The sequence below is a fragment of the Burkholderia torrens genome, assembly GCF_984668525.1.
Genome location: NZ_OZ480213.1, coordinates 849,725 through 865,829, shown reverse-complemented (window position 1 = coordinate 865,829; position 16,105 = coordinate 849,725). Strand labels below are relative to the sequence as shown.

Genomic DNA, 16,105 nt, shown 5'->3' with positions numbered 1-16,105 from the left:
GCGGCATGCGAGGTGACGGGGCGCGGCGTGCGCGTATCATCACGCACAGCGCGGCGCCCGGCACGGCACCCGATGCGAAAGCGGCCCGCCACGCGCGGGCCGCTGCGCATCGGGTGCGGGCGCAACGGGTTGCGTTGCGCATTCCTTTGGCAGTCGAGAAAACACCATGATCGTCAGACCACGACAAAACTGGCTCAGGATGCTGTTCGTATGGAACGGCTCCGTGCTGCAATCGATCATTCCGCAGCTCGTGTTCATGGCGATCGTCAGCACGCTGGCGGTCTTCACGAACGGGCGCATCTTCGGCGAGAAGATTCCGCTCAACACCGCGCCGTTCACGCTGTTCGGGCTCGCGCTCGCGATCTTCCTCGGGTTTCGCAACAACGCGAGCTTCGAGCGCTTCAAGGAGGCGCGGCATCTATGGGGCAACCTGTTGATCGCCGCACGCGCCGTGACGTCGCAACTGCATCGCTACCTGCCCGACAGCGTGAGCGACGCCGAGCGCAACCGGCTCGCCGACCTGCTGATCGCGCTCGCGTATGCGCTGAAGCACCAGCTGCGCCATACCGATCCGACCGAAGACCTGCTGCGCATTCTCGGGGCGGAGCGCACGGCCGCGCTCGGCGGCAAATGCTACAAGCCGGTCGCGATCCTCGACGAACTGCGCGCCGGCATCGTTCGTGCGCTGGGCCGCGCGCCCGGCAGCGACACGACCTGCTGGATGTTCGAGACGCAGCTCGACGAGCTCGGCAAGTCGGTCGGTGGTTGCGAGCGCATCCTGTCGACGCCGATCCCGTTTTCGTACAGCGTGCTGCTCCATCGCACCGTGTATGCGTATTGCGTGCTGCTGCCGTTCGGGCTCGTCGATTCGACGGAGTTCTTCACGCCGCTGATCTGCGTGTTCATCTCGTACACGCTGATCGCGCTCGAGGCGATCGCGAACGAAGTGGCCGAGCCGTTCGGCCTCGCGCCGAATGCGCTCGCGCTCAATGCGATGACGCGCACGATCGAGCGGTCGGTGCTCGAACTCGGCGACCGGCCGATGCCGGAGGAGTTTGTGCCGGCGTCGACGTATCAGATCACGTAGGGCGCGGGCCGGTAGTGTAGTCGCCGGTAAGGTTGATCGGCCGGATCGGGAAGAGATGTGTAGACTCGGGCTCGTTCAATGGAGCCCACACCATGCAACTGCTTGATCACGTGTCGATCGGCGTGCCGGATATCGACCAGGCACGCCCCTTCTACGATGCCGTCATGGCCGCGCTGGGCGCAGCCAAGGTCTACGACCGGGCCACCGCGCTCGGTTACGGCGAACGCTGCAGCGCGAACGACCCTGCATCGACCTTCCTCGCGGTGTATCTGGATCCCGCCGAAGTCGGGACGAGCAAGCGGCACTGGTGTTTCAAGGCCGCCTCCCGCGAGCAGGTGCACGCGTTTTTCGAGGCTGGCCTGTCAACGGGCGGCCAGTCCGACGGCAGCCCTGGATTGCGGCCGCAGTATCACGGCGATTACTACGCGGCGTTTCTCGTCGATCCGGCCGGCAACCGGGTCGAGGCCGTGTGTCATGTCGCTTCGCCGGAGCGTGAGCGGCTGTGACGGTGGTGATGTCCCGCGGTCGTTAGTTTTCGATTGCTTCGGAGTCCCACGTCCCGAGGGATATCGCTTTGCTCAGCATGCCGACGGTCAATGCATGTCGCTGGAACGTATGGGGTTTTCCGAGCAGGTATTTTCGCAAGACGTGATATAGCAGCCCCTCGCCCTCCATCAGGAAGTAACGCCCAAAATCGTAGTCTCCTCGGTCGACGCCGAATCGGTCGAAAAAGCGTTCCATGAAGATGTCGGCGTCGTCCCCGGTCTGTCCCAGGTCGTCCGAGATCGAAGTGCGCTCCGTAATACGGTGCTTGTCCGAGGCAGCGGCTTCCTTGCGAACGAACGCTTCCAGCGCTTCCCAATTGTGTCGGTCGTCCATTAGAGAATCCTGTCCTCTGGTTTCACAATCCGGTTGTACTGGTAAACGGTGTTCCGGACAATATGGATACGTCCGTCCCAAGCACCACCCATCCGACACCCGGTATGGTTCGTCCGACGAACACAGCCAGTCGATGGGTCAGGATTACCCGCAATCTCTTGATGCTTTTCAGCGTAACGGTCGGCAATACCTTGCGCTTGAATTCATACCGAAATATCGACCTCGACATGACCGACGCGACGGACGTGCCGCGGGTCGTGCCGGCCGGCTTGGCTCGGGTTGGAAGAATGGGAAGACCCGAGAGTATCAGAACAACCGCTTCGACATCGTCGATGCCGATCTGCTTGCAGGTTTCGTCTGCGGCAATCAGGAAGAACAACTCGATCGGAGTCAGGTCTGGTTCGTTCCGGTAGTGGTAAGTATTCACGCGGTGCCCTCGGGATGCCGGCGACACAGGCCGCATTCGCTGCACGTCCCGTTCGCCGTCGTTGTCGTTGGCGGGCTACGTTAGCGAAGTGGTCTTTGCGTGGCAATATCGGAGGGAGGCCGGCTGCTGCGCTGGCGCTGACGAGCGATTCACGCAAAAACGACACGAAGGCCGTTGCTCGCCGTGTGGTGACGGAAGAGCGGCACGGGACGCTCGCGCGGCCGATCATTTGCTTCGTTGTGAAGCCGGGGACGGAAGGTTGTCGAATTGTTGCCGGTTACGCTCCACGTCGACGTTCATGTCGAGCGTGCATTGTGTGGTGGATGCAATGCAAGTCGCCGTCGCCGCTCAATCGAAATACGTGAACCCCATCGCACTCTTCACGGCCACGAGCGTCGCGCTTGCCACTTCCCGTGCATGCAACGTGCCGCGCTTCGCGATCGCCTTAACTTCGGCCTTGTCGGCCTTGACCCGGCGGCGGCGCGCGCGGACCGGCCCGATCAGCGCACGCTTGACGACGCGGTCGCCGGCCGCCGAGCCCTGCCCGGAATCGACGAGATGGATCTGACGAGGAGCGGGCGAACGCATCAATCCCGATACGACGGTTCCTCGACGTCCAGGATGCGCTTCATCTCTTCGAAATGCGCGATCGAGAAGTCACGGAATCCTTCCCAGTCACGCGCGGTCTTCTCGGCCACTTCGTCGGACAGCACATTGATCGGCTTGCCGGTCGCGTACGCGTTGATGAGGATCCGGCATGCGCGTTCGAGCGTGTACATGTCGTCGAACGCCTCGCCGACGGTCGGCGCAGTCACCAGTACGCCGTGATTGCCCATCAGCAAACGGGACTTGTCCTTGAGCAGCGACACGAGGCGGGCGCCTTCGTCTTCGGTATCTGCCATTCCCGAGAATGCGGTGTCCAGCGCGACACGATTGAAATAACGGGCGGTGTTCTGTTCGATGGGCAGGATGGTCGGATCGGACAACGTCGAGATCGCCGTGACATGGACGGGGTGCAGGTGCATGGCGACGCGCACATGCGGCAGTTGCTGGTGCAACTGACCATGGATCGCCCACGCGGTCGGATCGACGCTGCCGTTTTCGAGGCTCGACCGATCGTCGGCGTCCAGCAGAACCAGGTCGCTCGCGCGGATCCGCGAGAAGTGCATCCATTTGGGGTTCGTCAGGAAGCGCCGGCCGTCGTCGGAAACGGCGACGCTGAAGTGGTTCGCGACCGCTTCATGCATGTCGAGGCGGGCGACGCAGCGGAAAGCGGCGGCGAGATCGGTGCGAAGCTGGGTTTCGTTCATGTCGAGGTGCGTGAGCGGAAGCGTGGGAAACGGGGGCGCGGGCCGCAAGTTCATGGTCGGCGGCAAGGAATTGTCGAAAGGGTTCGACCAGTCGGGCGGCCGAGCGCCGGCCACGCCGCGATGCATCGACCCGCTTACTGTCTCGGGACGGTCGATCCGTCCGCGTCGACCGGTGCGTCGTCCGAGTTCCAGAACGCGTTGCGGTCGCGATAGTTCTGCAGGAACTGCTGCAGCCGGGGATTCGTGGAACGGCGGAACACCTCGCCCGGCGCGCCGCTCACCGCGATCCGGCCATGGTCGAGAAACACGACGCGATCGGCCATCTGGGCGGCGAAGCCCATCTCGTGCGTGACGACGACCATCGTCATCCCGTCGCGCGCGAGCTGCTTCATGACCTGCAGCACTTCGCCGACGAGTTCCGGGTCCAGTGCGGAGGTTGGCTCGTCGAACAGCATCAGGTTCGGCTCCATCGCCAACGCGCGGGCGATCGCCACGCGCTGCTGCTGGCCACCGGACAGTTTCGACGGATGGGCATCCGCCTTGTGGGACATGCCGACCATGTCGAGCATGCGGCCACCGATGGCGTTCGCCTCGGCACCGGGCAGGCGGCGCACTCGCCGTAGCGCTTCGGTGACGTTGCCGAGCACGCTCATGTGCGGCCACAGGTTGAACTGCTGAAACACCATGCCGATGTTACGGCGCACACGGTTGATCTCCGCGCTCGATGCGCGCATGCGTACGCCGTTGCGTTCGACATAACCGAGCATCTCGCCCCCGATCCGGATCTCGCCGTGATCATAGGTTTCGAGGGCGGCCATGCAGCGCAGCAGCGTGCTTTTGCCCGATCCCGACGGACCGATCAGGCAGACCACTTCGGATTTCGCGATCGACACATCGATTCCGCGCAGCACATCGGTATCGCCGAAACGTTTGTGCAAACCCTGGACTTCGACGAGCGGCGTTGCGGACGCCCGGGCGGGCGGTGCGGCGGGTACGCTCGCTGGGAGGGCGCTGACTGCGTTCATGGTTGCCTCGATCAGTTCCGGTCATCGCGCCGTCATCGCCTGGGTCAGTCGACGGGCGCAATGCAAGTTCGATGAGCCGACTTTACGTGGTCAATATTGATCGGGGAAAAACTCTTTTTGAATGCTATTCGCAAGTTTTTCCTATGCAGCGCGCCGGTGCGCGGCGAAGGAGATGCGCGCACCGGCGGAGGGAATTGCGCGGCAGTACGGGAAAAGCCAGCCGCGCCCGACGGAATCGAAATCAGTCAGTCATGCGACCGGTCACTTCGGTCGTGGCGAGATGGTCTGCCAGCCGCCGCAGCATCGCATCGCAACCCTGCAGTTGCGCGACGCTCACGAACTCGTCGGGCTTGTGCCCCTGATCCATACTGCCTGGCCCGCACACCACGGTCGGGATACCGGCCTGCTCGAACAATCCGCCTTCCGTGCCGAACGCAACCGTGCCGAACGCGCTCGATCCGCTGAGTATCGACAGCAGGCGGGCCGCGTCGCTGTCGTCCGGTGTCGACAGGCCCGGGTAGGCGGACAGCGGCTGCATGCGGATATCGCAATCCGCGTGAACCGCGCGCATCTTCGGCGTCAGTTGTTGCTGCGCATAGGCCTGCAATTCGCTCGTCACTTCATCGGCGTCGAAGCCGGGCAGCGTGCGGATCTCGAAATCGAATTCGCATGCGTCGGGAACGATGTTCAACGCCTTGCCGCCGTGGATCAGGCCGGTCTGGACAGTCGAATACGGCGGATCGAAGCGCGCGTCGTGATGCTCCGGTTGTGCGAGGCGCTCGCCGATTTCCTCCAGCCGGTTGACGAGACGTGCTGCATACTGAATCGCATTGACGCCATACGGCGCATACGCGGAATGGCACGCGGCGCCTTTGACGTGGCAGCGCATCGCCAGTTTGCCCTTGTGGCCGAGAACCGGCTTCAATTCGGTCGGCTCGCCGATCACGCACAGCACCGGCCTGTGTGGGCGCTTCGCGAGTTCGGCCAGCATCGGCCGCACCCCGAGACAGCCGATCTCCTCGTCGTACGAGAACGCGAGATGGATCGGCAACGACAACCGGCGCTCGACGAACATCGGTACCGCAGCCAGCACCGACGCGAGAAAACCCTTCATGTCCGCCGTGCCGCGCCCGTACAGCCGGCCGTCGCGTTCAGTCATCCGAAACGGCTCGACGGTCCATGCCTGGCCGTCGGCGGGCACCACATCCGTATGGCCCGAGAGCAGGATGCCGCCGCGCTCGCGCGGCCCGATCGTGGCGAACAGGTTCGCCTTGCTGCGCGCGTCGTTGTAGAACAGTTCGCCGTCTATTCCGTAGCGCGCCAGATAGTCGCGGATGAACTCGATCATCGCGAGGTTCGAGTGCCGGCTGACCGTATCGAAGCCGATCAGTTCGGCGAGCAGCGTGCGGCTGGTCGGCTCACTCATCACCGGGGACTCCGTATTTCGGTGCGGCCGTCGGATCGAGCGCGCGCGTCACATAGTCGTGCATCTGCGGACGGTATGCATGCCACAGCGCAGTGAGGGCCGCGATCGGTGCGTCGTCGGTCCAGTCGACACGCAGGTCGACGAGTGGCCACACCTGCGTATCGACGATCTTCAACGCGGCCGAATGCACCGGGCCGGCTTCTCCGCCCGCGTCGATCGCGGCCTGCATCGCCGCGAGCAGACGGTCGGCGAGCAGGCCGGGCGTCTGCTCGAACGCGGGCACCATCGCGGAGATCACGTCCTGACTGGCGAGCATGTTGCCCGCGGCGACGCACTGTCTGCCCGCCACCGCATGATGCAGGCCGAGCGCGTGCGCGCCGGTCTGGAATGCCGTGCGGCCCTGTGTATCGACGACCGTGACCTGCCGGTAGTCGCGCCAGCGATCGGTGGCGAGCGCGGCTTCGAGCGCCTGTACGGGATCGGCCGCGCCGTCGGCGAGCAGGTCGAGCACCTGCGGGCCGAGCGACGGCAGCGTGACGTTCTGCGTCGCCACGGCGCCCGTGCCGGCGCGAACCCACGCGCAGCGCGCGCCCACTGCGATGCTCGAGGAACTGATCGCGATGCCGAGTTGTCCGGTTTCGGCGCACCGTCCGACGATGGAGAATGTCATGTCACGCTCCGGCGGCAGGAGCCGGCTGCCAGTTGTCGGGAATCACGGCGATGACGTCGATTTCCATCAGCCACTCCGGCTGGCCGAGCGCGCTGACCACGAGGCCGGTCGAGATCGGATAGACGCCCTTGAGCCACTTTCCGACGACCTGATAGACGGGCTCGCGATAACGCGGATCAATCAGATACGTGGTGGTCTTGACGATATGCGAGAGGTCGCTGCCGGCTTCTTCGAGCAGTTGCTTGACGTTCTTCATCGCCTGTTCGGTCTGCGCGCGCGGATCGCCCAGACCGACCAGATTGCCGTCGAAGTCGGTGCCGATCTGGCCGCGCACATAGACCGTGTTGCCGGCGCGGACAGCCTGGCACATATCGTTGTCGAGCGTCTGGTTCGGATAGGTGTCTTTCGTGTTGAACATCCGGATACGGGTGTGGGTCGGCTGGCTCATCGTCGTGAATTCCTGAAGAAGGGTTCGGCAAACAGTGCAGTGCGAATCGGTCTTGCGTTCAGTGCGCGGCGGCACGGGGCTGCACCGGGCTCGGGACTGCCGGTTCGGCAACGTGATCGCCAGCCTGCGGCGCGCCCGCGGTGCCTCGTTGCGCGGCGGCCTCGTGATAGCGCTGGTAGCTGCGCTGCGTCGCGATATGTCCGGCCACATGTTTCGCGTCGTGCCAGACCCCCCAGATAAACGCGGAGCCGCGCCGCGACAGCCACGGCAGACCGAGAAAATAGAGTCCGGGCTCGCTTGCGACGCCACGCTGATGCTTCGGTTTGCCGTGTTCGTCGAAGGCGTCGACCTGCAGCCAGCCGAAGTCGTTCGCGTAGCCGGTCGCCCAGATGATCGACGTGACCCCTGCCGCGGCGAGATCGAGTTGCGCGAGCGGTTCGGCGAGGCATGGGGGATCGGCGGGAATGCGACGGGCTTCGGGCTCCTCCGGCAGATCGAGACCGTTGCTGGCCGCGTACGCGTCGGCGGCGTCGAGCAGCGACAGGTAGTTTTCGTCGCCGGCCGCGATGTTGGCCGCGAGATCCGCTTCGAACGTGACGATGCCTTGATCGAACGCCCGGGTCACGCCGACCAGCGTCACACCGTCATGCGCGAGACGGCGGAAGTCGACCGTGTGACCGCCGTCCGCGCCGCTCACCGCGATCGTCACGTGCGACCGGCCGGGGCGCATCGTTTCCATGTCCCACAGACCCAGCACGCCGAGCCACCAGCAGAAGTCTCGACCGCGATACGCGCGCGGCGGACGGTCGTGAGGACCGACGGACAGATAGACCTGGCGGCCCGAGCGTTGCAGTTCAGCCGCGATCTGGACGCCCGACGAACCCGCGCCGACGACGAGCACGTTGCCGGCGGGAAGTTGCGCAGGATTGCGGTAGTCGGCGGAATGAATCTGCGTCAGGCGCGCGTCGGTGGGCGCGATGGCCGGAATGACCGGGCATTGGAACGGGCCGGTCGCGACCACGACGCGGTTCGCGTGGAAGGTGCCATCCGTTGTCTCGACGACGAAGCCCTGCCGGCCGCTCTCGCGGACCACACGCTTGACGTCGACGCCGGTGCGGATCGGCGCGTCGATCATGCGCGCGTAGTCGACGAAGTACTCGGCCATCTGATCCTTCGTGGCGAAGCCGTCCGCATCGACACCGCCGATCTTCATGTTGGGGAAGCGGTCGTGCCATGCCGGGCCGTTCGCCACCAGGGAATCCCAGCGCGCGGTGCGCCAGCGCTCGGCGATGCGATCGCGTTCCAGCACGAGATGGGGCACGCCAAGCGCACCGAGGTGTTCGCTCATCGCGATACCGGCCTGTCCGGCGCCGACCACCAGCGTATCGATTGATGTGACTTCGACGGTCATGTGAGTTCTTCCTGGTGCGTATCGATCGGGTTGTTCATGGACTGATAGGTCCGTCTTTGCTGCAATTCGTTGCAACGCATCACGATGCGACTGCGCGAGGAGATCGCGATGTTCAGGCAGCGGATCCGGAACGTCTCGGGAGTCCGAAGCGATCTACGCCGCGTGGCCGTGTGTCCCGCGAATTGCGTGGAGTCGAAGAAAATCTACGCCGGTGCACTGAATCTGAAAAATATATTTAAAAAATGAATTGCATCTGGTTTGCCTATGCAGATGCGTGCGACGAGACATGAGAGCGCGATCGGCAGCAGTCGCAATCGAATCCGGGGAGGAATGGAAGAGGACGCAACGAAACGCACGGCACCGGCGGCATCGGTTCAGGCTGACTTCCACTTGCGCGGCAGACGGCGGCTAGGCCGCTTCGCGTGCGGCGCCCGACGCCTGCGCGCGGCCACGCAGCCAGTTGATGCTGGTGAAAAGCAGGATCGCGAAAACGATCAGCACGGTGGCGACGGCGAGGATCGACGGGTCGATCTGGTCACGAATGCCGCTCCACATCTGCCGCGGCACGGTGCGTTGATCGGGACCGCCGATGAAGAGGATCACGATCACTTCGTCGAACGACGTCGCGAATGCGAACACGGCGCCAGTGGCAACCGCAGGCAGGATTAGCGGCATCGTCACGCGGCGAAAGGTGGTCCACGGCGCGGCACCGAGATTCGCGGCGGCGCGCAGCAGGCTCTGGTCGAACGACAGCAACGATGCGGTCACGGTGATCACGACGAAAGGCGTGCCGAGTGCCGCATGCGCGAGGATCACCCCCGGGTAGGAGTTGACGAGCCCGAGTGGCGCGAAGATCAGGTAGAAGCCGGCCGCGACCACGACGATCGGGATGATCATGGGAGAAATCAGGATCGGCATGATCAGCGCGCGGAACGGAAAGTCGTCGCGCGCGAGGCCGATTGCGGCGAGCGTGCCGAGACTCGTTGCAATCGCGGTCGACGCCGCGCCGATTGCGATGCTGTTCATAAATGCCCGCTGCCAGTCCGGGCTTCCGAATGCCTGCGCGTACCAGCGCAGCGAGAAGCCTTCCATCGGGTATGAAAAATACGACCCGGAATTGAACGACAGCGGAATGATCACGAGGATCGGCGCAACCAGGAAGAACAGCACGATCGCGCAATGAATGCGCACACCGGCAGTGGCAATGCGCGTCGACGGCAGGCTGTTGGGGTTCACGGACACGATGCGGCTCCAGGGACGTAGGGCGTCAGCCGAACCGGAGCCGGTCGATGCCGACGAGCCGGTTGAAGATGAAATAGAACACGGCGGTGAAGATCACGAGATACGCGGACAGCGCACCGGCCAGCCCCCAGTTGAGCAGATCGTTGGTTTGCGACGCGATCAGCTGGCTGATCATCTCGTCGCCGGCGCCGCCGAGCAGGGCCGGCGTAATGTAGTAACCGAGCGCCAGCACGAACACGAGAAAGCACCCGGCACCGATGCCCGGCAGCGTCTGGGGGACGTACACGCGAAAGAATGCGACGACAGGGTGCGCACCGAGTGACTGCGCGGCGCGCATGTAGATCGGCGGCACGCTTTTCATCACCGAGTAGATCGCGAGAATCATGTAGGGCAGCAGCACGTGCGTCATGCCGATCAGTACACCTGCGCGGTTGAAGATCAACGGCAGCGGATGATCGACGGCATGCAGCGCGAGCAGGACGCGGTTGACCACGCCGCCCGGTTGCAGCAGGACGTACCACGCGGTCGTGCGGACCAGCAGCGAGGTCCAGAACGGCACGATCACGAACAGCATCAGCAGGTTGCTTTGCTTCGCCGGCAGGTTGGCGAGCAGCCACGAGACCGGGTACGCGAGCAGCAGGCACAGCAGCGTGACCGTTGCGCTGATCGACACCGTGCGCATGAACGCGGTGCGGTAGACCGCGCTGTTCGCGGGCACCGAATGGACGGCGCCATCGGGGGACACCTGTGCGTCGAGCCCGTTCAACAGATAGTCCGGCGTCCATGGCGATGCCGCGCGTTTCAGCAGGCGCCAGGTTTCGGGCTGGTTCCAGCGATCGTCGGCGGCGAGCAGGACGGGCTTCCATGCCGTGACGGCGTCCTGGGCGCGTACCGTGCGTGCCGACTTCAGCAGTAGCGTGCGGAACTCGGGCTGGTAGAAATTCATCCGGCGCGCCACGTCGCCGAGCGAGCCGGCATCGCCGGCTTTTTTCAGTCCGCTGGCGAGGGCGGCGAACACCGGCTCGTCGGGCACGCCCTGGCCGTTCCACTGTCGCAGCGTTTGCGCGAACGACGGCATCGCGCCGGACAGTTCCGGATTGCGTACGCTGCGGGCAAGCAGCGACGCAATCGGCGCGATGAACGTGGCGAGCAGGAACACGAGCAGCGGCAGCGTCAGCAGCAGCGCGCGCAAAGCCGCCTTGCGCCGCGCCTGCCGGTATTTGACGGCGTGCCCGGTGGCGAGCTCGGGGCCTGCCGCCCGCACGGGAAACATCGACGAGTTGTTCATCTGGACTCCAGAGCGACGCGCCCGGAGCAGGACGCGTCGCGTAAAACCACTACGCCGTCGTGACGAGGCGCGTTACTGGCCGAGCCATGTCTGGAAACGCTTGGTCAGCGTATCGCCGTTGTCGGCCCAGAAGTTCGCGTTGATCTGGATCGGTCGCTTGAAGTTGGCGGGCGCGGTCGGCAGGTCGTTAACGCGCGCCTTGTCGATCAGCGGCAACGATACCTTGCGCGGTGGCGCGTAAGCGATGTACTTCGACAGATCCGCGTAAGCCTGCGGCTGCGCCGATGCAACGATGAACTGTTTCGCGGCCGCGGCATGCTTCGCACCCTTCGGCACGCCCCACCATTCGTAGTCGTACACCTGCGCGTCCCAGACGATCTTGAACGGCTTCTTGTCCTGGTGAACGGCGCTGTCGATGCGGCCGTTGTATGCCTGCACCATCGTCACCGCGCCGTCCGCGAGCAGCTGCGGGGCTTGCGCACCGGCTTCCCACCAGACGATGCTCGACTTGATCGTGTCGAGCTTCGCAAATGCACGATCGACGCCGGCGGGGGTCGAGAGCACCTTGTAGACGTCGGCCGGGGCCACGCCGTCCGCGACCAGTGCCCATTCGAGCGTGACCTTCGGCGATTTTCTCAGGCCGCGCTTGCCCGGGAATTTCTTCAGGTCGAAGAAGTCCGCGATGCCGGCCGGCGCGGTCTTCAGCTTCGACGCGTCGTACGCATACACGGTCGACCAGACCATCGCGGCCACCGAGCAATCGCGCAACGCACCCGGCAGGAAATCCGACGTGTTGCCGAGGGCCTTGCTGTCCAGCTTCTCGAGCAGACCTTCGTCGCACGCGTTGATCGCGTCGTTGGTCTCCATGTCGATCAGGTCCCACGTCGGGTTCTTCGCCTGTTCCATGGCTTGCAGCTTGGCAAGACCGCCGTCGTACGACTCGGTCTGGAACTGGGTGCCGGTCTTTGCAGTGAACGGCTCGAACCACGCGTGGCGTGCGGCCGTTTCATAGGCGCCGCCGAACGTGACGACGGACAGCGTATCCGCAGCATGAGCGGCAGGCAGCGCGGAGAATGCGGAGAGCCCGACGACAGCCGCGATCGTGCGGCGCAGAAGGGCGTAGCGAGGGTTTTTCATTTTTCAGGCTCCAGAGGCGATGGGCATGGCAACAGGCGGGGTGGGTAAGCGAACGGCGGAGCTTGCGACGCGGGCGACGGCGGACGGCGACAGCACCTTGCAGTCGTCCTGGCGCCATACGATCGTCGCGGCCGCGCCGATCGGCGGCAGCGCGACGAGGCGCGTGTTGGGAACCTTGACGACCATCGTGTCGCCGCTGCCGAGTTGCAGCTGCACGCGATGATGATCGCCGCAATACACGATGTCGCGCACCGTCGCGGCAAGTGCGTTCGATCCCGCCGGCACGTTCGCGGTTTCGCCCACGCCGAGTACCTGCGCGCGCTCGGGGCGCAGCGCGAGCGTGGCGTCGTCGCCGGCCTCGACCTGGTTGCCGCGGCGACCGCGGATCGTGGCGCCGCCGTGAAGCTGGAGCACGGCCCATTCGCCGTCGAGCGCGCTGACGCGCCCGGCGAGACCGTTGTTCTCGCCGACGAAGTTCGCGACGAAAGCGTTCTGCGCGTTTTCGTACAGTTCGGTCGGCGTCGCGGCCTGCTGGATGTGTCCGTCCGAGAACACGGCGACACGATTCGACATGGTCAGTGCTTCGTTCTGATCGTGCGTCACATAGACGATCGTGAGCGACAGATCGCGATGCAGCCGCATGATTTCGTACTGCATCGTTTCGCGAAGCCGTTTGTCGAGCGCGCCGAGCGGCTCGTCCATCAGCACCACGCGAGGCTCGAATACCAGGGCGCGGGCCAGCGCGACGCGCTGCTGCTGGCCGCCCGACAACTGTGCGGGACGTCGCGACGCGAGATGCGACAGCTCCACCATGTCGAGCGCGCGCTGCACGCGCTGCTTGCGTTCGTCGCGAGCGGTCTTGCGCACCGAGAGCGGAAACGCGACGTTCTCGGCGATCGTCAGGTGCGGGAAGAGCGCGTAGTTCTGGAACACCATGCCGATGTCGCGCTGGTGCGGCGGCTTGTCGTCGAGGCGGTGACCGTCGAGCAGGATGGTGCCGTCGGTCGGCGTCTCGAAACCGGCGAGCATCATCAGCGTGGTGGTCTTGCCGGAGCCGGACGGTCCCAGCAGCGAGACGAATTCACCTCGGGCGATGTCGAGATCGAGACCGTCGACAACCGCATGCCGGCCGTCGTAGGACTTGCTGACGCCGACGAACGAAATGTAGGGTTGGCTGGTCATCGTGAGCTTCAATGAGGTGACGTGAGGGGCGAGTCGTTTGCGTGCGGCTTCAAACCGCGACGTGCGACGCCAGATAGCGTGCGAAGTCGTAGTTCGGCCGTTCCAGATGACTCAGGTGACCGGGCTTCGCAAGCGGGGCATGCACGCCGCGGAATACCGCCTCGACGCCGCGCCGGTCTTCGAGATTCACTTCGTCGAGCAGCTGCTTCAGCGTCGCCATGTATTCAGCCGCCTTCGGGTCGTCGACGAATTCCGGCGACAGGCCGCCGCCGAAGCGGATCTGCACGCGATCCACGCCCAGCGGCTGAAGCACCAGATACCAGAAATAGCCCGGTGTCAGCGTGACGAGATGGGTCGGGTAGATCGCGAGGAGCGCGGTCGTCTTGCGCCATTGGCCTTGCAGGCGCGTGTTGTTCGGATGCGCATTGCCGATCGGCAGCGACGCCTCTTTCGTGATCCAGTGATAGTTGAATGCCGGAAGCCCGGGCGGGCACTCCATCTCGTCGAGCTTCGAATGCGGGCCCACCGTCGCCCGATGCAGCATCGGCAGGTGATAGCTTTCCATGAAGTTTTCCGCGAGGATCTTCCAGTTGGTGTCCCACACGTGTTCTTCGTGGAAAGTCTCGACATATGACGCCATGTCGTAATCGGCGATCAGTTCGTCGAGTTCCTTCAACTGCGTGGCGACAGGTGGCGCCTCGTGATTGAGCGTGACGTAGACCCAGCCCTGCCAGATCTCGCAGCGAACCTGCGGAAGCTTGTAGCTGTCCTTACAGAATCCGTCCTGCCTGTCCATCATCGGGGCGCCACGCAGATCGCCGTCCAGCGAGTAATTCCACGCGTGATAGGGGCAGACGATCCGGCGCACATTGCCGCGGCCTTCGAGCAGCGTGGACATGCGGTGCAGGCATACGTTCGACATGGCACGCAGTGTGCCGTCGTCGCGACGGAGCACGATGATCGGCTGGCCGGCGGTCTCCGCCGTCAGGTAGTCGCCCGGGTTCGGCAGCGCGCTCGCGCGACCCATGCACAGCCATTCGTTGCGAAAGAGGGTTTGCTGTTCGCGCTCCAGAAACTCGGGCGATGTGTAGACGCCCGGTGGCATCGCGCGGGCGTCGCCGAAGTCGCGTTCACAATTGCTTTTCAGGTCGCGGACGATCACGTCGATGGACGGCGCCGCCGTTGGGATGGACCGCATCGTGCCTCCGGGAAACGTTGAAACCGATCACATTGGCGACCAATTTAGCAAGTCCAATAAAGAGTCGAAATATTCTTTTCGGATGCAACAAGAAGTTTTTTCCTATGCAGCCGGCGAGGCCTGAACGTGCACCTGAGGGATATAGGTTTCGCAGAATTGCGCGAAGCGTGTGACGAGCTGGCGGGGTTTCATGCTGCGCGACATCGCGATGCCGAGGGTGATCGCCGCGACCTCGTCGCGAAACGGACGGACCGCGAACGTCGCACCATCGACGGTGCGGGTCGAACGAAGCGGGAAGTTCAGGATGCTGTAGCCAAGACCGTTGGCGACCATGCCGCGCACGACTTCCGGCTGCGACGAACGGAACGTTGGAGTCGGGCGGCGGCCGAGCGGATCGAAAAGTCCTGCGAAGTACTCGCGGCTGTGCGGCAGGTCGAGCAGGACATACGGTTCGTTGAGCAGATCGGCGAGTGCGACTTTCTTGCTGCGCGTGAGCTTGTGTTCGGGCGGCAGAATCGCATACGGCGGCAGCGTGACGAGCGGCGTGAACGAAATGTCGTCGGCAATATCGAGGCTATAAGTGAGCGCCATGTCCAGCGTGCCGTTGCTCAGTGCCGACAGCAGGTCGTCCTGGGTCGCCTCCATCGTGCGGAACCCGATGCCGCTGTACTCGGAAACGAAGCGGCTCATCAATGGCGGCATCAAGGGCGGAGCCAGCGAGACGAGGCAGCCCAGCGCGATCGTGCCCGACATTCCGCCGTCCATCTCGCGTGCCATTGTCTGCAGTTCTTCCGCATTCTTCAGCAGGTTGCGCACCTGCCCGAGCAAGTCGCGTCCGGCAGGCGTCAACGACACACCGCTCGCACGATGGCGGATGAAGAGCTGGACGCCGAATGAAGATTCCAGTTCGCCTATCGATGTAGAGATCGACGGCTGGGAGATATGCAACTGGCGTGCGGCGGCGGTAAACGACAGTGTTTCCGCAGTGACCACGAAGTAGCGCAACTGGCGCAACGAATAGCGCAACGCAATGTTTTCCATGACGCGTGGCTCGCACAAGGTATCGAATCGGACGCGGCTCGCGACGCGAGGCGCGCTGCTATTTTGCATAGTCAAAAAGATGGTCATGGAAGATCTGCATCATTTTTTTCCATGTGCATTTGCGCGGGCGCCCCACGGATGGCGCGGATGCGCCTGTTCGCAGAGTCGATGAAAGACCGCGTACATAGGGAAAAGCTTTTCGGTGGATCGGAAAACAATATTTCTGTCGGTAAATTGACCACGTAGATTGCATTGACGGCGGAGTCGCCTGGCGATCAACGGGCGGGCGTCAGTCCGGTCATCCAGTCACTTTTCGATTCGAATGGAACACGTC

The 16,105-nt window shown here is 64.0% G+C and carries 16 protein-coding genes and 1 pseudogene; 2 read left to right on the top strand and 15 right to left on the bottom strand.

Annotated features, from left to right (window positions below; genetic code table 11):
* The first annotated feature begins 166 nt into the window (after window positions 1-166).
* Entirely contained in the window at window positions 167-1,087 is a 921-nt protein-coding gene (locus AC5LXX_RS34235; RefSeq protein ID WP_493413625.1) for a bestrophin family protein, read from the top strand.
* Between the two features lie 92 nt (window positions 1,088-1,179).
* A complete protein-coding gene (locus AC5LXX_RS34230) occupies window positions 1,180-1,593 on the top strand; it encodes a VOC family protein (RefSeq protein WP_493413624.1) in 414 nt (137 codons plus the stop codon).
* A 22-nt stretch (window positions 1,594-1,615) separates the two neighbouring features.
* Here the strand turns inward: AC5LXX_RS34230 and AC5LXX_RS34225 are convergent, their stop codons facing one another.
* The 15 genes and pseudogenes from AC5LXX_RS34225 to AC5LXX_RS34155 form a co-directional block, all read right to left on the bottom strand.
* Window positions 1,616-1,966, bottom strand: a complete 351-nt coding sequence (locus tag AC5LXX_RS34225) for a DUF1493 family protein (RefSeq protein ID WP_493413623.1) — start codon at window positions 1,964-1,966, stop codon at window positions 1,616-1,618.
* Window positions 1,966-2,429: pseudogene (locus tag AC5LXX_RS34220) on the bottom strand (STM2901 family protein). The gene AC5LXX_RS34225 and the pseudogene AC5LXX_RS34220 overlap by 1 nt, the downstream one beginning before the upstream one ends.
* 312 nt (window positions 2,430-2,741) lie before the next feature.
* Entirely contained in the window at window positions 2,742-2,981 is a 240-nt protein-coding gene (locus tag AC5LXX_RS34215; protein WP_493413622.1) for a hypothetical protein, read from the bottom strand.
* Window positions 2,981-3,703, bottom strand: coding sequence for a class II aldolase and adducin N-terminal domain-containing protein (locus AC5LXX_RS34210; RefSeq protein ID WP_493413621.1), 723 nt, complete (start codon window positions 3,701-3,703; stop codon window positions 2,981-2,983). Before AC5LXX_RS34210 ends, AC5LXX_RS34215 begins: the two co-directional genes overlap by 1 nt.
* 134 nt (window positions 3,704-3,837) lie before the next feature.
* Window positions 3,838-4,728: an amino acid ABC transporter ATP-binding protein gene (locus AC5LXX_RS34205; RefSeq protein ID WP_493413620.1), complete on the bottom strand. Its 891-nt coding sequence runs from the start codon at window positions 4,726-4,728 to the stop codon at window positions 3,838-3,840.
* Window positions 4,729-4,969: 241 nt separating this feature from the next.
* On the bottom strand, window positions 4,970-6,154 hold the full coding sequence (gene argE / locus AC5LXX_RS34200) for an acetylornithine deacetylase (RefSeq protein ID WP_493413619.1): 1,185 nt from the start codon (window positions 6,152-6,154) through the stop codon (window positions 4,970-4,972).
* The gene (locus tag AC5LXX_RS34195) at window positions 6,147-6,824 is read right to left on the bottom strand and encodes a DUF1028 domain-containing protein (RefSeq protein ID WP_493413618.1); all 678 of its coding nucleotides are present in this window, start codon (window positions 6,822-6,824) and stop codon (window positions 6,147-6,149) included. The genes argE and AC5LXX_RS34195 overlap by 8 nt, the downstream gene beginning before the upstream one ends.
* Window position 6,825: 1 nt before the next feature.
* On the bottom strand, window positions 6,826-7,272 hold the full coding sequence (locus AC5LXX_RS34190) for a RidA family protein (protein ID WP_493413617.1): 447 nt from the start codon (window positions 7,270-7,272) through the stop codon (window positions 6,826-6,828).
* A gap of 58 nt (window positions 7,273-7,330) precedes the next feature.
* The gene (locus tag AC5LXX_RS34185) at window positions 7,331-8,683 is read right to left on the bottom strand and encodes a flavin-containing monooxygenase (protein ID WP_493414337.1); all 1,353 of its coding nucleotides are present in this window, start codon (window positions 8,681-8,683) and stop codon (window positions 7,331-7,333) included.
* 408 nt (window positions 8,684-9,091) lie between these two features.
* Window positions 9,092-9,925, bottom strand: a complete 834-nt coding sequence (locus AC5LXX_RS34180; protein WP_493413616.1) for an ABC transporter permease — start codon at window positions 9,923-9,925, stop codon at window positions 9,092-9,094.
* A 25-nt stretch (window positions 9,926-9,950) separates the two neighbouring features.
* Window positions 9,951-11,198 carry an ABC transporter permease gene (locus AC5LXX_RS34175; protein WP_493414336.1) on the bottom strand — a complete coding sequence of 416 codons (1,248 nt, stop codon included), beginning with the start codon at window positions 11,196-11,198 and terminating at the stop codon, window positions 9,951-9,953.
* Window positions 11,199-11,285: 87 nt separating this feature from the next.
* Window positions 11,286-12,350, bottom strand: coding sequence for an ABC transporter substrate-binding protein (locus tag AC5LXX_RS34170; RefSeq protein WP_493413615.1), 1,065 nt, complete (start codon window positions 12,348-12,350; stop codon window positions 11,286-11,288).
* 3 nt (window positions 12,351-12,353) lie between these two features.
* Window positions 12,354-13,532: an ABC transporter ATP-binding protein gene (locus tag AC5LXX_RS34165; protein ID WP_493413614.1), complete on the bottom strand. Its 1,179-nt coding sequence runs from the start codon at window positions 13,530-13,532 to the stop codon at window positions 12,354-12,356.
* A 49-nt stretch (window positions 13,533-13,581) separates the two neighbouring features.
* On the bottom strand, window positions 13,582-14,730 hold the full coding sequence (locus AC5LXX_RS34160) for an SRPBCC family protein (RefSeq protein WP_493413613.1): 1,149 nt from the start codon (window positions 14,728-14,730) through the stop codon (window positions 13,582-13,584).
* 102 nt (window positions 14,731-14,832) lie between these two features.
* Complete coding sequence (locus AC5LXX_RS34155; RefSeq protein WP_493414335.1) at window positions 14,833-15,771, bottom strand: LysR family transcriptional regulator; 939 nt, start codon at window positions 15,769-15,771, stop codon at window positions 14,833-14,835.
* Between the last annotated feature and the right edge of the window lie 334 nt (window positions 15,772-16,105).

Bases quoted from the DNA above. Each gene is read 5' to 3' on its own strand.
- AC5LXX_RS34235 (WP_493413625.1), top strand. From the start codon at position 167: ATGATCGTCAGACCACGACAAAACTGGCTCAGGATGCTGTTCGTATGG.
- AC5LXX_RS34230 (WP_493413624.1), top strand. From the start codon at position 1,180: ATGCAACTGCTTGATCACGTGTCGATCGGCGTGCCGGATATCGACCAG.
- AC5LXX_RS34225 (WP_493413623.1), bottom strand. From the start codon at position 1,966: ATGGACGACCGACACAATTGGGAAGCGCTGGAAGCGTTCGTTCGCAAG.
- AC5LXX_RS34215 (WP_493413622.1), bottom strand. From the start codon at position 2,981: ATGCGTTCGCCCGCTCCTCGTCAGATCCATCTCGTCGATTCCGGGCAG.
- AC5LXX_RS34210 (WP_493413621.1), bottom strand. From the start codon at position 3,703: ATGAACGAAACCCAGCTTCGCACCGATCTCGCCGCCGCTTTCCGCTGC.
- AC5LXX_RS34205 (WP_493413620.1), bottom strand. From the start codon at position 4,728: ATGAACGCAGTCAGCGCCCTCCCAGCGAGCGTACCCGCCGCACCGCCC.
- argE (WP_493413619.1), bottom strand. From the start codon at position 6,154: ATGAGTGAGCCGACCAGCCGCACGCTGCTCGCCGAACTGATCGGCTTC.
- AC5LXX_RS34195 (WP_493413618.1), bottom strand. From the start codon at position 6,824: ATGACATTCTCCATCGTCGGACGGTGCGCCGAAACCGGACAACTCGGC.
- AC5LXX_RS34190 (WP_493413617.1), bottom strand. From the start codon at position 7,272: ATGAGCCAGCCGACCCACACCCGTATCCGGATGTTCAACACGAAAGAC.
- AC5LXX_RS34185 (WP_493414337.1), bottom strand. From the start codon at position 8,683: ATGACCGTCGAAGTCACATCAATCGATACGCTGGTGGTCGGCGCCGGA.
- AC5LXX_RS34175 (WP_493414336.1), bottom strand. From the start codon at position 11,198: ATGTTTCCCGTGCGGGCGGCAGGCCCCGAGCTCGCCACCGGGCACGCC.
- AC5LXX_RS34170 (WP_493413615.1), bottom strand. From the start codon at position 12,350: ATGAAAAACCCTCGCTACGCCCTTCTGCGCCGCACGATCGCGGCTGTC.
- AC5LXX_RS34165 (WP_493413614.1), bottom strand. From the start codon at position 13,532: ATGACCAGCCAACCCTACATTTCGTTCGTCGGCGTCAGCAAGTCCTAC.
- AC5LXX_RS34160 (WP_493413613.1), bottom strand. From the start codon at position 14,730: ATGCGGTCCATCCCAACGGCGGCGCCGTCCATCGACGTGATCGTCCGC.
- AC5LXX_RS34155 (WP_493414335.1), bottom strand. From the start codon at position 15,771: ATGGAAAACATTGCGTTGCGCTATTCGTTGCGCCAGTTGCGCTACTTC.